Annotated in this window: 15 protein-coding genes; 1 reads left to right on the top strand and 14 read right to left on the bottom strand. The window is 44.5% G+C overall.

Features of this window, described 5'->3' with window-relative positions; genetic code table 11:
• The 6 genes from B2U56_RS02290 to B2U56_RS02265 form a co-directional block, all read right to left on the bottom strand.
• Positions 1-1,263, bottom strand: a complete 1,263-nt coding sequence (locus B2U56_RS02290) for an MFS transporter (protein WP_286952013.1) — start codon at positions 1,261-1,263, stop codon at positions 1-3.
• 155 nt (positions 1,264-1,418) lie between these two features.
• Entirely contained in the window at positions 1,419-2,543 is a 1,125-nt protein-coding gene (alr, locus tag B2U56_RS02285) for an alanine racemase (protein ID WP_286952011.1), read from the bottom strand.
• A 36-nt stretch (positions 2,544-2,579) separates the two neighbouring features.
• Positions 2,580-4,175 carry an N-acyl-D-amino-acid deacylase family protein gene (locus B2U56_RS02280; RefSeq protein WP_286952009.1) on the bottom strand — a complete coding sequence of 532 codons (1,596 nt, stop codon included), beginning with the start codon at positions 4,173-4,175 and terminating at the stop codon, positions 2,580-2,582.
• Positions 4,176-4,260: 85 nt separating this feature from the next.
• Positions 4,261-5,598, bottom strand: a complete 1,338-nt coding sequence (locus tag B2U56_RS02275) for a TRAP transporter large permease (RefSeq protein ID WP_286952008.1) — start codon at positions 5,596-5,598, stop codon at positions 4,261-4,263.
• Positions 5,599-6,141, bottom strand: coding sequence for a TRAP transporter small permease (locus B2U56_RS02270; protein WP_286952007.1), 543 nt, complete (start codon positions 6,139-6,141; stop codon positions 5,599-5,601).
• A gap of 171 nt (positions 6,142-6,312) precedes the next feature.
• Entirely contained in the window at positions 6,313-7,386 is a 1,074-nt protein-coding gene (locus B2U56_RS02265) for a TRAP transporter substrate-binding protein (RefSeq protein ID WP_286952005.1), read from the bottom strand.
• A 578-nt stretch (positions 7,387-7,964) separates the two neighbouring features.
• Here B2U56_RS02265 and B2U56_RS02260 point away from each other — a divergent pair.
• On the top strand, positions 7,965-9,527 hold the full coding sequence (locus B2U56_RS02260) for a PucR family transcriptional regulator (RefSeq protein WP_286952004.1): 1,563 nt from the start codon (positions 7,965-7,967) through the stop codon (positions 9,525-9,527).
• 80 nt (positions 9,528-9,607) lie between these two features.
• Here the strand turns inward: B2U56_RS02260 and B2U56_RS02255 are convergent, their stop codons facing one another.
• The 8 genes from B2U56_RS02255 to B2U56_RS02220 form a co-directional block, all read right to left on the bottom strand.
• Entirely contained in the window at positions 9,608-11,194 is a 1,587-nt protein-coding gene (locus B2U56_RS02255) for an N-acyl-D-amino-acid deacylase family protein (protein WP_286952002.1), read from the bottom strand.
• Positions 11,195-11,316: 122 nt separating this feature from the next.
• Positions 11,317-12,285, bottom strand: coding sequence for a carbamate kinase (arcC, locus tag B2U56_RS02250; RefSeq protein ID WP_286952000.1), 969 nt, complete (start codon positions 12,283-12,285; stop codon positions 11,317-11,319).
• A 4-nt stretch (positions 12,286-12,289) separates the two neighbouring features.
• Positions 12,290-13,663 carry a dihydropyrimidinase gene (gene hydA / locus B2U56_RS02245; RefSeq protein ID WP_286951998.1) on the bottom strand — a complete coding sequence of 458 codons (1,374 nt, stop codon included), beginning with the start codon at positions 13,661-13,663 and terminating at the stop codon, positions 12,290-12,292.
• A gap of 324 nt (positions 13,664-13,987) precedes the next feature.
• On the bottom strand, positions 13,988-15,169 hold the full coding sequence (locus B2U56_RS02240; RefSeq protein ID WP_286951996.1) for a YgeY family selenium metabolism-linked hydrolase: 1,182 nt from the start codon (positions 15,167-15,169) through the stop codon (positions 13,988-13,990).
• Between the two features lie 51 nt (positions 15,170-15,220).
• The gene (locus B2U56_RS02235; protein WP_286951994.1) at positions 15,221-16,807 is read right to left on the bottom strand and encodes an N-acyl-D-amino-acid deacylase family protein; all 1,587 of its coding nucleotides are present in this window, start codon (positions 16,805-16,807) and stop codon (positions 15,221-15,223) included.
• A 39-nt stretch (positions 16,808-16,846) separates the two neighbouring features.
• Positions 16,847-18,181: a TRAP transporter large permease gene (locus B2U56_RS02230; RefSeq protein WP_286951992.1), complete on the bottom strand. Its 1,335-nt coding sequence runs from the start codon at positions 18,179-18,181 to the stop codon at positions 16,847-16,849.
• Positions 18,182-18,706: a TRAP transporter small permease gene (locus tag B2U56_RS02225; RefSeq protein WP_273015536.1), complete on the bottom strand. Its 525-nt coding sequence runs from the start codon at positions 18,704-18,706 to the stop codon at positions 18,182-18,184.
• Between the two features lie 169 nt (positions 18,707-18,875).
• Entirely contained in the window at positions 18,876-19,955 is a 1,080-nt protein-coding gene (locus B2U56_RS02220; RefSeq protein ID WP_286951989.1) for a TRAP transporter substrate-binding protein, read from the bottom strand.
• Positions 19,956-20,217: the final 262 nt, after the last annotated feature.

Below are 20,217 nucleotides of genomic sequence, written 5' to 3'. Positions count from 1 at the left end.
TTAACGCTCCCCTTTATGACGGTGCAAAACCCAAAGGGCGTAGAAAACAAGAGTACTTACTCCAAAAACGATAACGTAGGCCATGGCGTACCCTTCTTTTGCATAGTATCCTGGTACACCCCCAGGGAAAAAATCAAGTATGGCTCCTGTCCCCCACTGATAAATAATTACAGATAAATATATAAAGGTATTAACTACGCCCATGACTGCCCCCCGCAAATGAGATGGAGCCACTTCATTGATCTTTGCCGCATAACATACCGCCCCTCCGCCCGTACACATTCCTAAAATAAATCCTGCCGAAGCCGCAAGGTATATGGGAAAATGAAAGAAAAGAAGCCCGGTAATGAGGGCCAGGGAAAGAGAAAAAACAGCCGAAAATGCATAAAGCAGAAAATTCCTGATCTTTTCAGAACGACCCAGAAACCCAGACAAAAGGGTTCCTATGACAACTCCCACTCCTATGAAACTCGCCCAGCCTCGGCAATCGGCGAAAGGACGTTCATAGACGGCAGCAAACCAGGAAACAGCCCATAGAGCCTGAAGAGAAAGGATGGATGCCATAGAGAGACTCCATAAAAGGCTTATGGAGCGGCCAACTGGTGAACCTGTAACAAAACGGAAGGCTTCCTTAAAGTTTTGCAGCAAACTATGGGAAAGGGATCTCTCTTTTGAGTAAACAGGGTCGTCTTTTCTTTTCAAAAATAGCAAGGAGGAAAGGAAAAGGCAGAATATAGCGAGGAAAGTTGAAACGGCTGGCATACCCCACGTATCAATAGCTGTTCCTAAAGGAGCGACGCCAACCACAGTCCCCATATTGCCAGTGGCTAACGTAATCCCCGAGTAAAAAGCGTAAAGAGTCAAAGGAAAGGCAGCAGCCTGAAAGACCAGAGCTCCCATGAACAAGGGTGAGAAGCCCAATCCCATAAGAAGCCGCCACAGAGAAAGGGTGAAAACTGTCGGTTTGAAAACCATCATAAATCCACCCAACGCGGTAATAAACAGCCCGGCAGAAGCAACTCTCATGGGGCCGAACTTATCAAGCAGCACCCCACACACAGGCTGCATTGCCCCATAGGCATAAAAATAAAAACTCGCTATAAAACCTGTCATAGCCGCACTAAGACCTAAGGGGGCAGCATAGAGAGGCATGACAACCGCAGGCGCGATACGGAAAAAATAAGACATGAAATAAGCTAATAAGATAATCGCAAAGATGAAGTGAGCATTCCGAACGGTTTTAAGATCTTTTTGAGGATCCAATAGACTCAGCCCCTTCTTCATTTTGTAGAAAACGCCCTTTTAGGTGGCAACAATTACAATGGATTATAAAAGGCACTTTTCACATAATAGCACAAAATTATCGGGGCCATCGTAACGACAGCCCCGATAATTGCTGTTTCTATAAACTTATAATTTTATTCGTTCAAATACACTCTCGGCACTCTTTTACCTATCATGTTGGGGAGAGTTGTGAAGATGGTTCCGATCTTGTCAGCGATCTCATCCCCTGTGATCGTTTCTTCTCCCTGCTTTCCAAGGAGGACGACTTCGTCTCCTATTTGGGGATTCTGAAGAACGCTTACATCCACCAGAGCCTGGTCCATACATATCCGCCCCACTATGGGACACCGTTTCCCGTGTAACAAAACTTCCGCACCTTTTCCTGAGAGCTCTCTGGAATAGCCGTCATGATACCCCACCGGTATAACAGCGATTCTTTCCTCTGCTGTAGTTTCATATGTCAAACCATAGCTGAGCTTTTTCCCAGCTGGTACGGTGCGAATTGCTGATATGGCTGTTTTAAACTCGAAAACAGGCTCTATGGCAATAGAACGTACCACTTCTTTTGACGGGTACATACCCACTACAAGCTGTCCTGGCCTTACGCCGTCCATAACAAACTGAGGCAGCGCAAGAGTAGCGCCAGAATTGCAGCAATGTTTTATAGAAAAAGTAATGCCCCGCTTTTCAAGTTCGTCAATAACCTTTACAAAGGTGGAATGCTGTTCATAAGTGTATGTCAGATCCATTGCATCTGAAATAGCAAAATGGGTAAAGATCCCCTCCAGGTTAAGCCCTGGCAAATGAGAGATCTCTTCTACCGCATCTGCCGCCTCATGAGGGAAAAAGCCTATTCTTCCCATGCCGGAATCTATCTTGACATGGCCATATGCAGTTTTCTGAAGTTTGACAGATGCATCTGATAGAGCCTTAGCTATTCCTTTATCATTAATGGCAGCTCTTATCCCTAAACGTACATATTCTTCTGCAATGCCATAAGGAGATGGCCCCAACACCAATATAGGGGCTTCAATGCCTGATTCCCTTAAGGAAATGGCCTCATCACCTGTGGCAACCGCAAAGAAGTCTACCCCCATATCTGCCAAAACTCTGCCTATTTTATCTGCTCCGAGGTTATAGGCATCACCTTTCACAACGCCAAAAATCCTAACGCCCTCTCCTACATGCTTTCGTATTGCCCGATAGTTATTTCTGACCTTCTCAAGGTCAACTTCCAGTCTGGTAGGTCTCCACGACATCTTAAACACCTCCCACCCATATCATCGTTATGCTGTTTATTTCTTTCTTAAAACCCTACCGGCAGTTTTTCCAGTGCAAACGCCCTTCTCGACGATCTTAACTCCATTTACAAAGACGTATTCTATCCCTTCCGGATCCTGCTGAGGATTCTCTATAGTCGCCTTGTCCTTTACTGTTTCTGGATCAAATATGACAATATCCGCATCCATTCCTTCTCGAATTATTCCCTTGGTTTGGAGACCATAACGAGCCGCCGGGAACCCAGTCATCTTCCATACCGCCTGCTCAATGGTCAAAACCTTTTCTTCCCTTACATATTTACAGAGCACCCTTGGGTTCGTCCCAAAGGTCCTGGGATGTGACTTGCCTCCACTTGCTCCAAAAATCGAGTCTGATACGAACATGGCTGCCGGGTGTTTCATAACATACTGTACGTCGTCTTCAGACATCGCATTGTAACAAACTGTGTCAGAACCTCCATTTGCCACAATAATGTCGAAAGCCGCTTCTATTGGAGATTTGCCCATAAGCTCCCCGACTTCCGATAGGGTTTTTCCTTCACATTCTGGGGTCTTTGGAGTGTACAACAATGTTATACCTTCACTGCCGCCGCCAAGCAAGTAGTAGTTATCCCAACTTGTATCTGTTTTTATTTCTCCTATAACTTGTTTTCTCACAGAAGGGTCAGCCAGACGCTCATTAAGTTTCTGCAAACCGCCCTCTTGGATCCATGCCGGCAATATAGCCCGCAACGTTGTACTGCTGTAATCATAGGGATACAGATCTAACGTCACATCCACTCCATTTGCACGGGCCTCGTCCACCTTCTGCAAGGTAGTACGTACAAGTCCCCAGTACATCTTCCCAGCCGCTTTATGGTGGGAAATTTGTACCGGTATATTATTCTTATGCCCAATATCTATAGTTTCCATAACGCTTTCTACAACTGCTCCTGATTCACTGCGCATATGAGACAAATACAGGGCATTTTTCTTCTTCAGTGCAGTCGTTAGAGCACAAAGCTCTTCAGGGCTCGAGTAAACTCCAGGAGGATAGATCAGGCCGCTGGTAAGGCCAAAAGCTCCACTATCGATAGCCTCTTCCACATAGGCACGCATTTTTTCCATCTCGTCTTGTGTAGGCTGCCTATTTTCAAAGCCCATGACAGCAAGCCTGACCGTACCCTGCCCGACACATGCACCTATATTTGTTCCCAGATTCAATGTTTCCAGCTTATCGAGCCAACCCCCAAAACTGCGCCACGTCCAGTCAAGAGTTGTCCCGCCTTTAAAGAATCCAACATACTGATCAAGCATCTCTACCTTGTCATCAGTCACAGGTGCCGGGCTTATGCCGCACTGCCCTATTATTTGCGTAGTTACTCCCTGTTTAAGTTTCGAAAGCATCAGTGGATCCTGCAGCAGAACAAAATCCGCATGGGTATGACCATCAATAAACCCAGGGCATAGCACCTTGCCTTTGGCATCTACTTCCTCTTTTCCGGTCGCTTCAAGAGGTATTTTCCCTACAAAATCAATGCGGCCGTTTAATATACCGACATCAGCTTTAAACCAGGGACTGTTTGTACCATCAACTACGACGGCATTTCTAATAATGACATCAAAGTTCATTGCTGGCTCGCTCCTTAACTTCTAAAGTGTAGTTAAAAATTGTTATATGCTAATTCCCCATGCAAAAATCTTTTTAATAAAAAACCTACCATGGCCCCACCACATTGGGTCCTAACATAACAGTTGGCAGCCAGCATGAAAGAGCTGGAATATACGTCGTCAGAAGAAGAACGGGAATGCCTACAAATAGAAGAAATTTCATCATGATTGGCACTAACTCTCCATAAGAGCATCCTGACAACCGGGACCCTACAAAAATAGACATGGCAAAGGGAGGGGTTATTACACCAAGACCAACGTTAAGAATGACAATGGCGCCTAAATGAACCAGGTTAACGTCAAGCTCCTTCATCAGGGGCAGGATAAGGGGCACTGCTAAAATCAGAATGGGAATTCCATCAATGAACATCCCCATAATCAAAAGAAGAACATTGACCATGAGCATGATCATAATCTTGCTCTCGAAAAGCCCCAACATCCAGTTTGCAACTTCCTGAGCCACTCCAAGACGGATCAAATACCGTGCGAAGACGGTCCCGGATGCTATTAGAACCGCAATGACTCCTATAGAAACAAGGGAACTGAGAGTAGCGTTCCAAAAACCCTTTTTAGTAAGTTCCCTATATGCGAAAAGACCCACAAAAATACAATAGATAGTAGCTATAGCTCCCGCTTCGTTAGGAGTAAAGATACCACCATATATGCCGACCAGGATAACGAGCGGACATCCCAACGCGGGAAGAGCCCCCCATGCGGAGCTTGTTATTTCTTTCATCCTTTCAGAAAAATCGGCCGGAGGCAGCGGCTGTTCTGTAGCAATGCTCATATCCATATACTGGGGACACAAGAAGAAATTCAATATTCCATACCCAAGAGCGATCAGAAGACCAGGAATAACTGTTGCAAGAAAAACAGCCGTCACGGACTGCTGAGCGACAAGACAATAAACGAGGGCTGGAACACTGGGGGGGATCAGGTAGCCAAGGAAACTTGAAGAACAAAGGATTGCCGTAGTGTATTTGGGTTCGTATCCATACTTCGCAAGGCGAGGAACCAGCAGTGGGATAAGAGCAGAAATACATGGAACTGACGAACCTGTCAAAGCGCTGAGAAAGAGGGTCGCCACAATGGAAACGATTTCCATGCCCCCGCGTATCCTACCAACAAGGGCATAGGAAAAACGTACGATCCGGTCAGCCAGCCCCGCTTCAGAAATAAGGCTTCCCGCATATACAAAGAACCCAATAGCCATTAGGACTTCACTAAATAGAGAGTGGTAAAAGGTTCCTGCTGTAAAAGACAGTGGCATTCCAGATACTGAAAGCCCAATAAGAGAGCTTCCTATAAACAGCCATCCTAGGGTGACTCCGCCAAAAAGACCTACGAAGAAAAAAACTAAAGATACAGTTAGACCTAATGCCATTTATTTCCCCTCCTGTGAAACCGGAATTGCGTATTGACGGCGATAATCTATGAACTTAACTACAACATTATGTATGGAGTGAAATATAGAAAGGACAAGCATCATAAACATACACTCTACAAGCCAACTTGTGTTAAACCACCGCACCAGAGTTCCATACTCTGGATATGTTATTGCGCGCAGCGTAAACTTCAGAACAACAGGGAAAAATGCGCACATAATAACAATCGATATTAAATTCAATATCATAATATATATGGCTCTTGACTTTGCCATGTGTTCACCCTTAAAAAGGGTTTCTAGAAAGACGTCGACACATGTATGAGCCTCCACTCTTGTAGTAAGGGCGATAGCCAACAACATAAAAAACGTAAAAAAGTACAATGCCAAATCTGACAGCCACATTATTTCAAAATGCAGCCAATAACGGTTAATAACTTGAGCAAAGACAAGAACTGTAGTGAGAACAAGTCCAGATGCACAAATTGTATTTTCGAATATTTCAATAAGACTTACAAACCGTAAGTATAAATTCTTCATCATCCTTACCCTCCGTGCCCATTAAACTTATAGAAAAAGCTTCTCTATAAAAACGATAACAACACAACATTATGCTAAAGGAGTAAAAGGGGAGAAAACAGCTCTATATCCCCCCTTTTTTATAGCGAAAAAACTCTTCCTCTGAACTACAAAATCAACAAGGCTAAGGAAAGGCTATTTCTTTGCTTTCGCAGCAACCTCTTCGTGGATACGATCAAGTTCGTCAAGAATGACCTGGGTCATATTCTGTCCAGGGTATTTCTTTTCAAGCCACGGTGTGCAAAGCTCTTCCCAGATTCCAGACATGCGGGCCTTATCTCTGAAGACCTGCCGCTCTTCATTGGTCAGACGTATGATCTCAAAACCTTCCTGCTTCTCTAATGTCGCTATATAATCTTCCTGAGCCGCTTCCTGAATCTGCAGAAGATACTCTTCTGCCTCAAGAGCCGCCTTTTTTATAGCTTCCTTAAGATCGTCAGGAAGAGAGTCCCAGAGTTTTTTGTTCATAGCGATATTCTGAGCGTCCCATGCCCATTTAAGGTCTGTAAAGTAAGGAGCCACTTCGTAGTGTCTCTCGTCAACCAGTGAGGGCCACATGGTCCAGCAGCCGTCTACAACCTTTCTTGCCATGGCGTTATACAGCTCACTCCATGGAACAGTTTCCAGGGTCATGCCCGTTCCCTCACCCATGTTCGCAAGGCATTTTACGAAACCAAGAGAAGAAGATACGCGCAGTTTCAAATTTTTGAAATCTTCGGGAGTGCGAATGGGTCTTTTGCTGTTCGCTATGCCGTAAGGACCCTGAGCGACATTGAAGAGAATTTTAAAACCCACTTCTGCCCACGCATCCTCCATAACCTTGAACAAAATGCCGCCGGCTGGAGAGTATGCCAATCTCGCTTCATCAAAGTTCTCCACTGTCCAGGGCATCCAGTTCAGCATGCCGCCAGGAACCAGGTTGACGTAGGGTGAAAAAACGCCCATGGCGATGCTGCCTTCCTGAACGGCGTGATATGACTCGTCGTGATTGCCAAGAAGTCCGTCGGAATAAAATTTGATCTCAATCCGGCCGCCTGAATACTCCTTTACCTTATCGCAGAAAAACTCATATCCCTTGTTACTCAGAGGCCTTGACCACGGCTGTGTGAAACTCCACTCATATTCAGCTTTGGCAAAAGCCTCGCCCCCAACAAGAAGGCTAAAAACACAAAGTAAAACAAGCGCCCCTAAAAAAATATTCCTTCTCACGTTGCCACCTCCATAATATTAGTTATAATAACAAAATTACTTATAAAACATGCTTTTATAATTATGAATAAATTTAGTATTTAATAACAAATAAGCTACAAATATTTTTTGTTTTTTCATTAATGGATTTTAGGAGTTGATGTGTTGGGGAATATTTGTTGCAGAGCCTAAGGACTTTGGCGCAAAAGCGGGAAAGTGCCTTTTCGTTCTCTACATTCTTCTCCACATTGCCCCGCCCCTGGTACTCTTTGAGGAACGTACAAAGGGCTCCTTTAAAGACCACCTCTTTAGATGCGATGATGTGAACGATGAACCCCCTGACCATTCAGGGGAAAATGCTTTTGTCCGCTCTTTTGTAAAGATTACTTTATATTTGCAGATGTTAAATTTTTGCAAGATCCACTTGTTAATGCCGACGTGCTTTTATGATATATGAAGCTTTTCAATTATCAATAGTAAACAAACACAAAACATCTCAAAATGTTTGTGATATAATGCCAAAGCGAAACAGTTCGTTTAGAAAGGAGTTGTTTTAACTGTTATTAAATAACAGCAGCGAAACATTATCCTCCTTTACTGTGGCATCTTTTTTAAAGATAACTCAATTTAATTCCTTCAAGCTCGTCGCTGGCAAATCCGGAATAACACGAGATATAAAAACAGTGACAGTCATAGACAACCTTAGCGGGTGGGAAAACTGGCTATATGGAGGAGAACTGGTGCTGTCTTCTGGTTTTTTCTGGAGGGATAACCCAGAAGAGCTTGAATATTTCATAAGAAAACTTTATACCCATAATGCCGCGTGTCTATGTATAAAAATTGGGCGATTTCTTTATCACATTCCTTCCAATGTGATAAAGGTCAGTGACGAACTTTCCTTACCCATAATAACTCACCCTATTAATTATGGTTTTGCTGATATCCTCATTCCTACTTTATCGATTATACTTAAAAACAGAGAACTTGAGCTTTTAAAAAGCTATAAGATTAACAAGTCACTCACAAACATGGTTGCCAATGGGGCCAGCATCTCGCAAATAATAGACGCCCTTCAAATAATGACAAATGTTGATTTTGCCTTTGTCAGTCCATCTAATAATGAATGCTTCCATTCAAGTTTAGACGATAACTTTAAAAACAACATAACAAAATTACCCTTAGAAGAAAATCTCCGCCTTTATAACTGTGAAGAATTAAAATTTGGGCGAAATACCTACGGGTACCTTTTTCAAAACACTTTTAAAAAAGACACCCATTCTACGCCTCTTTTTCTAAAAAACTCTCTTATACATGGCTGCACAATACTTAAGCTCAACCTTCAGCAAAAAGTATCAAATCGCAATATCGAGCGACGTTATAAAGATGAACTTTTTTTTGACCTGCTCTTAAACAGATCAAGTATAAAAGAAGTATCTACGCTCCTTAAAAACTTTTTTGAATGGACACCTGAGGATAAATTTTTCGTGTCTATTATTCGGGTAGAAAGCAATGACGTGACCCTCACTTCTAAAGATGATTTTGACAACATAACAAATGTAGTTTCCTTAAAAATCACAAAGAATATAAAGGAACTGTATGGGAACGCTTTCAGCGCAACCCTGGCCCATTCTATAATTACCATCTCGTCCTCTGAAAAAGAGCTGTCTTTAAACCTTAGGAAAAAATTGGAAGAGCAACTATCTCAACTCTTTAATGAGATCGAGTTAGAGTTTGGCATAAAGCTGATAATGGGAGTGGGCGGAGTTTATGATGACGCCGACAAAATAAGAAAAAGCTATAAAGAGGCACAAGAGGCCTTGAATTTGGGCCACCACTCTTCCATTGTCTTTTTTGATGAACTGGGAGTACAAAAATTACTCCACTCTCTCCCCTTGAATGAGCTCAGATCCTTCTTTAACAATTATTTAGAGGAAGTTTTAGACTACGATAAGAAACACAACCTAGACCTGCTTAAAACGTTGGCAAAGCTTGTCGAAAATAACTGGAACTATAGAAGAACAGCCAAAATTCTGGGCACCCACCATAACACCGTAAAATACAGGGTGGACACTATCCAAAAACTATCAGGCTTAAGCCTCGACGATCACGAAGACCGACTGAACATCGCTTTAAGCATGCGAATTTATCTAAACCACTTATAAACACCAAATAAAGACAAAAGAGCGAGGGCGCCTTGTTATGAAGTGCACCCTCGCTCTTTTTACATCTTAAAAATCAGCTTTTATTTTCTCAGGAGTCTGCCCGCTTTGGCTGGTTTGCAAACTCCTTTTTCAACAACTTGTACGCCATTTACAAAAACATGCTCTATGCCTTCCGGATATTGCTTTGGATTATCATATGTAGCCTTGTCGATCACCGTTTCAGGGTCAAAAACAACCACATCGGCATAATACCCTTCCTTAAGGAGTCCCCTCTTCTCAAGTCTTAATACGGATGCAGGTTTACCTGTCATTTTATGAATAGCCTGACTCATGGTTAGATCTTTATTTTCCCGAACATACTTACCCAGCACCCGTGGGTACGTACCGTAGACCCTAGGATGGGGGTGAGCACCTAAGATGCCATCTGTGCAAAAATTCTGCTCTTCCCTCTGCATTATTTTAGAAATGTGTTCTTCTTTCCCGTAAAAATGCACAAGGCCCGCCGTCATTTCTTCATCGTACAAAAGGTCGAAAGTGGCGTCAAGGGGATCTTTATTCGCCATTTTTCCTATTTCTAAAAGGGTTTTTCCTACGTACTTCGAATTCTTGTCTGTCTTGACAAAAGTAACATAAATATTTTCGACGCCGTTTGCACTTACAAAGTTATCCCAGCCGGGAATTCCCTTTGCGATATCCGCCTTCATTTGTTCACGTTTGTTTTTATCTGCTAATCTTTCTAATGCCTTTTCAGTGCCGCCGTTGTGAACCCAGGGTGGCAAGATTACTCCCAGCATTGTACTTCCTGCTATATAAGGATACTGGTCAAAAGAAAGAGGGATACCACTTAGATTGGCTTCATCTAATTTCGACAAAACTGTATCCAGCTTGTCCCAGTTTCTCTTTCCCCCTACTTTAAAATGGGAAAAATGAACCCTGCACCCTGATTTTGCCCCTATTTCAAAGATTTCATCCATAGCCTCAAGAATGTAATCCGATTCATTCCGCTGGTGGGTCACAAAGAGGCCATCTGCATCTTTAAGAACCTTACATAGCTCAACAAATTCCTGGGTCGGGGCATAACAACAGGGAGGGTATATCATACCCGTAGACATTCCATAAGCCCCCGCCTCGAGAATCTTGGCTAACAAATTGGACATTTTTGCCATCTCATCATCGGTTGCTTCTCGATCATCCAGCCCCATAACACACAGACGTATATTGCCATGGGGAACAAGGTAGGCTATGTTTGGCCCCAAGTCCTGACTATCGATCCGTTCAAAATATTCTTCAGCCGTCTGCCAATCCCATGGCACATCGTAGTGACCTTCCAATGATCCCATGGTTTTTTTCCAAGGTTCCCTATATTCCGAAATTATAGGGGCCAGAGACATCCCGTCCTGCCCTATCAATTCTGTCGTTACACCCTGCATGACCTTATTTTCTATGGCTGGTTCCTTAAGAACAACAAGGTCAGAATGGCTATGGGTATCAACAAAGCCAGGGCAAACCACTTTCCCAGCGGCTTCAACACTTAAACCCGTTTGCGCGTCATTCAGATCTCCAATAGCCTCAATGCGAGCCCCTACTATGCCCACATCACTTCTTACCGGGTCCCCGCCATCTCCAAGGTAACAAAGTCCACCTTTAATTATTACATCGAAATACATAACCACTACCCCCTTTATGCTTTATAGTCCATGGCGTCGGCATCAACATGGATTTAGCAAAAAATTGTTTTTAAAAGGGGTCTATTTCACACATCCTTATTATATTTTGAACTCTCACTATATTAGCACGAATAATTTATTTTAGAGCATACTCTCTCTATTTGGGTGCCAACTTCACCTTTCAGGGCTGGAATGACCTGATCTAATCTGGCAATGATAGCCCTCTCCCCCCCTTTTTTTACAAAGTTGAGTGCAGCCCGCACTTTCGGTCCCATTGAACCAGCTCGGAAATGCCCTTCCTCTATGTATTTTTTCATTTCTTCCAGAGTTACCTTCTCCAAAGGTTTCTGCTGGGGGGTGTTGTAATGAAGAATTGCGTGAGAAACGTCTGTTAATATTACGAAGATATCCGCACCTACATCCAGAGCAAGCCGCTCGCCAGCTAAATCTTTGTCTATAACAGCCTCAACACCATATAATTGCCCCTGATCGTTACGACAGACAGGGATGCCACCGCCACCAGAGGCAATTACAACCGTTCCCTGGTCTACAAGATCGCGTATCACTTCTTTTTCTACAATTCCCTTAGGCTCTGGGGAGGGGACTACCTTTCGCCAGCCCCTTCCAGCATCCTCGATCCAGCGTTCACCCCGCTCAGCTATACGCTGTTCCGCTTCCGCCTGAGTATAAAAGGGGCCAACAGGCTTCGTAGGATTTCTGAATGCTTTATCGTGAGGGTCCACTTCAACTTGAGTGATAATACAAACAGATTCTTTTTTGAGTCCCCGCCCGGCACATTCGTTGCGTATGCTCTGACATAGCATGTATCCGATAAGACCCTGGCTTTCTGCCCCACAGAAATCAAGAGGCATGGCAGGAATTGCCTCCTTTGCCATCTCGTGCTGTATCAAAATGGCCCCCACCTGAGGGCCATTTCCATGGGTCAAAACTAACTCATACCCTTTTTCAACAACATCTATGAGCTGCTTTACAGTATTATCAATATTTGTTACCTGTTCCGCCGCCGTTCCTTTTTGACCAGGCTGCAAAATTGCATTGCCTCCCAGTGCGACAAGAATCCTTTTCCCCATACCCTCACACTCCCGTCTCTCTCTTATTTTGAAGGAAATGTCCTCTTTTTTTCATCCCCATATATTCGCAGTTTTCCACAATGATCTCCCCCCGGGAAATAGTGCACCATGTTTTTCCAACAACAGGGAAACCTTCATAAGGAGAGAAATTCACCGCCATATGCAGATCGGCAGCTGAGACAACCCACTTCTTTTCAGGATCAAAAATAACAACATCGCCATCTGCCCCAGGGGCAAGAATTCCCTTTCTAGGAAAAAGTCCCATGAGCCTTGCCGGAGCTCCTGACGTTAAACGAACAAAGTCAGAAAGGGAAAGGCCTTGTTTTCGTACTCCTTCAGAATACAAAAGGGTTCTTGATGTTTCAACTCCCGGCAGACCGTAAGGCAACGTCTTAAAAGAGCCCCGCCACTTTTTCTGCTCTATTGTAAAGGGGCAATGATCTGTAGCAATGAGGTCTATATCTCCATCTAAAAGCCCCTTCCAAAGGCTTATGCGGTCATGTTCAGTTTTCAAACTTGGGCTCGCCGAAAAAAGATGTCCATCAGAGCGCCCATAAACTTCTTTTGTAAGCATCAGATATTGGGGACATGTCTCTGTGGAAATGCGCGTACCCCATCTTCTAGCCCGAATAACTTCTTCAAGCCCCAGAGCAGAGCTCAAATGAACTATATGAATACGTGCCCCTGTCTGTCTGCCCAACCAGGACACTGTAGAAATAGCCAACCCCTCACAAATATCTGGGCGAGTTTTTAAGAGGCTTTTCATCTCCCCCCACTCTTCTTTTGAAAGTCTTTTTTCCAGTCGCCCTATTATTTCGTCATCCTCTGCATGAATAAAAGCTACGCCGCCAAGGGATGAGATGACCCGCAATGCTTCAAAAAGAGACCCATTATCAGTTCTCCGTCCCGAATCCCCATAAGCTGTAAAGAATTTAAAACTTCCTACTCCGTGAAGGTTAACATCTCGCATTTCATCAATGCGGCTATTATGCCAACCCACTATTTCGCAATGAAGAGTATAGTCAACCACTGCATCACGAGCCAGCTCCATTTTTGTTTCCAAATCTCGCTGTAACGTCGTATCCGGACTCCCCACTGTGAAATCAGCAATGGTTGTTATCCCTCCACAGGCTGCCGCTATGGTCCCTGTATAAAAATCATCACTGGAGCAAGTCCCCGCAACTGGCAGTGCCATATGGGTATGAATATCTATTCCCCCAGGGAGCACAAGCTTTCCCTCCGCTGGAATTTCACGAAGACCCACCAGGCCCTGTCCTATGGCAGCAATAGTCTCTCCGGACAAAGCTACGTCCCCTTGAAAACAGCCGTGCTCGGTTACAATTAACCCATTCTTGATGACAAGGTCATACACAGCCATCGCCTCTCTTTTACACCTGAGGTTTCATAAAAAGTTGGAGGCCGCAGTGCGCAAGACGCTTCTCCAGATATAGGGGATTAAATTCAAGAAGAGATGGCAGAAAATCTACCATTAAAGGGAGAAAGGGCCGCCAATAATAACAGGAATATTGTCCATCATACCAATCGTGATGGTCAATAGCTTTCATCCCAAATTTTCGAGGAAGAGCTTACAAAACATTAGACAACGTCATTATAGGATTGGGCAGGATACCCAATTAAGCATAGACGTGCGTTTTGTCAACGCACGTCTATGCTTTTACTTTCCGTAGATTTGGTTATATTTTTATCCCAACACAGAACGGATAATTCCCATATAGCCGAGACAGGCCTTCTCAAGCTGGTCTATCTCTATATACTCATCGACCACATGGGCCAGAGATTCCAAGGAACCGCCAAAACCTATGGTTGGGATTCCCGCTTTTCCAGCATAGTAGCTGCCATTGGTACAGAAAGCATAGTGAGAAAGCTCTGGGTTCAAACCTGCCTCGCGCAAACCGCGCATGGCTGCGGCCACAAACCAGTTATCTTCAGGGAAAAGCCATCCTGGTGCGTAACGAGTGGCTTCTATAGAATCGCCTGTATAACAGGTTTCCCTTCCAACCGCAAGGGATACGTTTGCCTTGAGCTGGGGATTGCGCCCCTTCTCTTCATCAATAATCTTCTGGATCTGGGCCAAAACCTCTGTATCCGTCTCGCCAACCAGAAGCCGGCGGTCATAGGTTACACGGCAGCGTTCCGGCACCACACTGGCTCCAGGATAAGGAGAAGAGATGATATCTGTCAACTCAAGGATTCCCTTGCCAAGAACCGGCTGTTCTTTGGGCTCAAACTCATGCTCAATAGCAGAAAGAAGAGGAACCATAGCCTTGACGGCATTCAAACCTACCTCTGGATTAGATGAGTGGGCTGATTTGCCGTAAGTTTCCAAAACAACTTCTGCGCGGCCACGTTGCCCTCTTTTAAGATTTAGAGAGGACGCCTCACCGATAACAACACAGTCAGGATTCCACCGTTTGCCTATGGCCTCGGAAGCAACCCCTTCAAAACACTCTTCATGGACAGAGCCCGCAACTATGATCTCACCGTTAAGGTCTGCCTTTTCTTTTTTTATCAAGGCTGCCGCCATGATGGAAGCGGCAAGGTTTCCCTTCATGTCTGATGTTGCCCTTCCATATATACATCCATCAACTACTTCCGCACCGAAGGGGTCGTGGGTCCACTTGGAGGGATCCACTATATCAACATGGTCCATATGTCCCTCAAAAAGTATTCGACGCCCGCCACTGCCCAGAACAATGCGCCCTGAAACGTTTCCATAATGATCCCGCTCTACAGAGTCAAAACCTAGTTCTATCATCCTCTGTTCTACAAAATCAGCCATTTCTTTTTCCTGCCCGGAAAGACTGGGCCGGCGTATCATTTCTCTACATAAAGAAACAAGGGACTCACGCCACTCCATAGCCATTAAAAAACTACCTCCTCACAGAAACTGGGATAAAACTATTGAACCAGTTGCCTAACCTTCAAACCTAACCACTCGTCCCGATTTCCCCTTCATAACTACTTCATCATCAACTGCGAGCTTTCCGCCTACCATGACGTAAGGAATTCCTTTGGAAAACTGCTTTGGATTTTCGTAAGTCGCGGTGTCGATAACGGTTTCGGGGTCAAAGACTGTGATATCTGCCGCATAACCTTCTTTGAGAAGACCTCTATTTTTCATCTTGAAAATTGAAGCGGGGCGTCCGGTCATTTTGTGAATCGCCGTAGGAAGATCCAGAATCTTACGTTCCCGCACATAACTTCCCAACACTCTGGGGAAAGAACCATATACCCTGGGATGAGGGTGGGCTCCAAGAATTCCATCGGTGCAAACGTTTTGAAGGGGGTGGGCGAGAATTTTTTCAATGTGCTCCTCATAGCCGTAAAAATCAACCAGCCCTACCACCATTTCTTCCTCAAGAAGAACATCAAAAGCCGCGTCAAGTGGATCTTTCCCTCTCAACTTGCCGATCTCGATCATATTCTTGCCTACTACATCGGCATTTTTGTCAGTTTTAACGAAAGTTACAGATATATTTTCCATTCCCGCAAAATCAATGAAGTTATCCCATCCGGGAATGCCATTATGAATATCCCGTTTCATCCGTTCACGGGCCACGGGATCGGCCAAACGAGCTAGTGCCTTATCTGCGCCTCCGTCATGAACCCAAGGAGGAAGAATGACGCTGAACGTCGTGCTCCCAGCGGTATAAGGGTACTGATCAAAGGAAACTGAGATTTCTCTGGATGCTATTTCCAGTTTCTCCATTACAGCATCAAAGAGATGAGCATTCTTCTTGCCGCAGAGCTTAAAGTGAGAGAAGTGAATAGGACAGCCAGATTTTCGGCTGATCCTTATTACCTCGTCCATGGACTCCAATATATAATCTGCCTCGCTTCTCTGGTGAATCACCAGAGGAAGACCATATTTAGTAAGCACCTTTGTAAGCTCGGCTATTTCATCCTCTGAAGCGTAACTGCAGGGAGGATAGATCAAACCTGTAGATAAACCCATCGCTCCATTTAATATGGCTTCTTCCAGAAGATTTTGCATTTTTACGATTTCGTCCTTTGTAGCTGGACGATTGTCGAGACCCACAACACACATACGTATATTTCCATAAGGAGCAAGATAACCAAGATTGGGCCCAAGAGGCTGATCATCTAACCGAGAGAGGTATTCGGCAGAACTAAGCCAATCCCACTCCACTTCATATTGCCCTTCCAGGCCAGCCATGACTTTTTTCCATGTTCCGACATACTCCGTCTTAACTGGGGCAAGAGACATTCCATCCTGTCCTATTATGTCTGTGGTTATTCCCTGGGTCGTCTTATTTGCAATTTCAGGTTCTACAAGAGCAACAAGATCAGAGTGGCTATGGGTGTCGATAAATCCTGGGGCTACTGCTAAATTCTGAGCATCGATCACCCGCTTTGCTTCTACATTTTGCAGATTGCCTATTGCCGCTATAACACCTGCCTCAATAGCCACATCAGAAGCAAAACCAGTTTTTCCGTCTCCTGCATAACAGGTACCGTTTTTAATTAAAATATCAAACAAAATAGAACCTCCCCTCAACAAAATTTCCCATTCTCAGAATTACCATGGTCCCACTATGGATGATCCCAAAAGAATTTCTGGAAGCCAGCATGACAATGCTGGAATATATGTAGTCAGCAGCAATACTGGTATAGAAACAAGGAACAAAAATGGCATCATCGCTTTTGTTAATTCTGCAGCTGGTACCTCTGCCAGTCGTGAACCAACAAAGATTGACATAGCGAAGGGCGGTGTCATGACTCCTATTCCCACATTGACAACCATCATGGCTCCAAGGTGCACCAAGTTTATGCCGAGCTCCTGCATAAGGGGAAGTGCCAAGGGGACAACGAGGATCAAAATGGGAATGCCATCGAGAAACATACCCAGAATTAAAAGGAAGATATTTAACATGAGGAGAATGAGATATTTGTTTTCAAACATGTTCAACATGATGTCAGCTACTTCTTGAGCTACACCTTGACGAGTGAGATAGCGAGTAAGGATTGTTCCGCCGGCAAGAAGCAAAGTAGTCATACCAAAAGTACCTACAGTACTGGATAGAGCCTTCTTCAGCTTGGCATTCGTAAGCTCACGGTAGACAAACCAGCCTATCAAAAGACAGTATACTGCGGCAATGCCGCCAGCTTCGTTAGGAGTAAAGATTCCGCCATAGATACCAACGAGGATCAGCACTGGGCAACCAAGCGCCGGAATGGCAGCCTTGCCTGTGCACAATATATCTTTAAGAGACTCTTCAAAAGTCGTGGGGAGCAAAGGCTTCTCTGTGCTTTCAAACGTATAGCGCCCCACCATAAAGTAGTTCAGTATCCCGTAACCAATAGCCAGCAAGAGCCCCGGAAAGACAGTGGCCAGAAAAAGGGCTGCCACAGACTGCCCCGCCAGAAGACAATAGATCATTGCAGGGACACTGGGGGGAATCAAATATCCCAAATAGCTTGAAGAACAAAGAAGAGCTGTCGTATACACCCTTCTGTAGCCAAACTTCTCCAGCCGCGGCACCAGCAATGGAATCAGCGCCGCAATGCAAGGAACAGAAGATCCTGTTAAAGCACTAAGGAATAGGGTCGCAACAATACCTACGCCCGTAAGACCACCTCTGAGGCGCCCAACCAGTGAATAGGAAAAGTTGACAATGCGATCTGCCAATCCTGCCTCTGAGATCAACGCTCCTGAAAAAACAAAAAACGCTATAGCCATAATCGTAGACGAGTCTAACGAATGGAAAAAAGCATTTGCCATAAAGACCGTAGGGCTCCCCATAACAAAAAGGCCTAAAGCCGTTGAACCTATAAAAAGCCACCCTATGGGGAAACCCAGAACGATCCCCACAAGAAAAGCAATCAGCGTGGTCACCGTACCAAGGTCTAACATCTATTTTGCCTCCCCTTCATTTACTGAAATCCAGCGGAGTTGTTTTAACTCGTAAACATCACAAGCTACATGCCAACCATAATGGAGAATCACCAAAACGATCATTGCTGCCATTGCGTAAATAAGCCAGCTCATATTGAACCAGCGAACAAGAGTCGCATACTCTGGGTATCTATACGCTCTTTTAGCAACTCTCAGAACAGGACTACTAATAGAAAGCACCATAAGGATGGTGACAGAACTCTTAACGATATCGAAGATCGCCCTTTTCGCCCTGTCATCCCCGCAAAAATGATCGGGGAGAATATCGACAGCAATATGTGTTTTCAGAGCCGCACCATAGGGGATAGCAATATAAATTGTGAAAATGAAGATATAAAGCGCAAAATCACCAATCCACATAATTTCGAAATGCAACCAGTACCGATTGACTACTTGACAGAAAGTAAGAACTATTGCTGCCAAAAGCCCTATAGAACCTAAGATAAACTCTACCTTCTCTAAGTGCGAAAAAAATTTTTTCATGGTAACACTTCCTTCTCTATCGAAGTGCAATTCCCCCCAATATTGCAGAGAGTCTTGCCCCCTGAACAAAAAGGGGGTTCCACTGAGGGGAACAGATCTAAAAAATTACAGCAAGTAAACAATGGATGAAACAAGGAGGCAGCCTGAGGGCCGCCTCCTTGTTTTATATCTATTTCTTTCCAGCTAAAACTTTTTCCCTGTTTGCCGCAAGTTCGTCAAGAATTTTCTGTGTCATGTTCTGGCCAGGATAATGTTTGTCAAGCCAAGGAGTGCAAAGTTCTTCCCAAACGCTCAGCATGTTCGCTTTTTCGCGGAATGCAGTTCTCTCTTCGTCTGTGGGGTAATAAATTTCAAAGTTGGCCTGCTTTTTCAGGAAATCCTGGAATTCATCTGCCATACGCTCCTGAATTGCATACTGATGCTCTTCAGCCTCTAAAGCGGCTTTCTCTATAGCGGCCTTAAGATCATCAGAAAGTCCGTCCCAAATGTCTTTATTGATGACAACCTGGTTGGCATCCCACATCCAGTCGAGAGAGGTGTAATATTTCAAAACTTCATAGTGGCGCTCTTCAACAAGAGAAGGCCACATAGACCAGCATCCATCAACTACACCGCGAGACAAAGCGTTATAAAGCTCTCCCCATGGAACAGTTTCTACAGTCATGCCTGTGCCGGCCGCCATGTTCTGAAGTCCTCTTACACAGCCAAGAGAAGAAGAAACGCGCAGTTTCAGATTTTTAAAATCTTCTGGAGTCTTAATGGGGCGAACATTGTTTCCAATACCGTAAGATCCCTGGGAAACGGTGAAAAGAACGTGCATGCCAACTTCGTTCATTGCTTCTTCCATGGGCACATACAGGCATCCGTTGGGACGGGAGAAAGCCATCTTGCACTCTTCCCAAGACTCCACTGTCCAAGGCATCCAGTTGAACATCCCACCGGGAACCAAGTTTACATAAGGAGCAACTCCGCATATTTCAACTTCCCCATCCTGCACAGCGTGGAAAATCTCCTCAAGAGTACCAAGCTGGTTGTCAGGAAAAAATTCAACCTGAATCCGGCCATCACTATATTTCTCAATTAATTCGCAGAAAAGCTTGTAGGACTCTCCCTGAGAAGCACGAACTGAAGTCTGCCCAAAACGCCATTTGTATTCCGGCGCTTTCGCGCTTGCCGCAATGGCGCTGCTTAAAAATAAAACAACCAACATGAGAACTAAACACTTACGCAAGAACCCAACCCTAGACATTATATAACGCCTCCTTTTTTCTTATGCAGTCCCTTAAGAGGACTGTGGTCCAAGAGCTTTGAAACCCAACAACGCTATTCTTGTGAATTACCACTCGAAACAATTGACATAAAATTCACACACAATTTTCCCGGCCCCTTTGTCCTAAGCATGCCCTTTATGTAATCATGGGTAAAGTGGGCTGCCTGGAAAAAGAAGACCGAATATCTTCAGCTCTCTAACTCACATTAAACAAGAAGACCCGTCAATCTGTTGAATTCAT

The sequence above is a fragment of the Aminobacterium sp. UBA4987 genome (assembly GCF_002396985.1).
Taxonomy (GTDB): domain Bacteria; phylum Synergistota; class Synergistia; order Synergistales; family Aminobacteriaceae; genus Aminobacterium; species Aminobacterium colombiense.
Note: the sequence above shows the minus strand (reverse complement) of the source record. Positions and strands in the feature narration are given on the sequence as shown.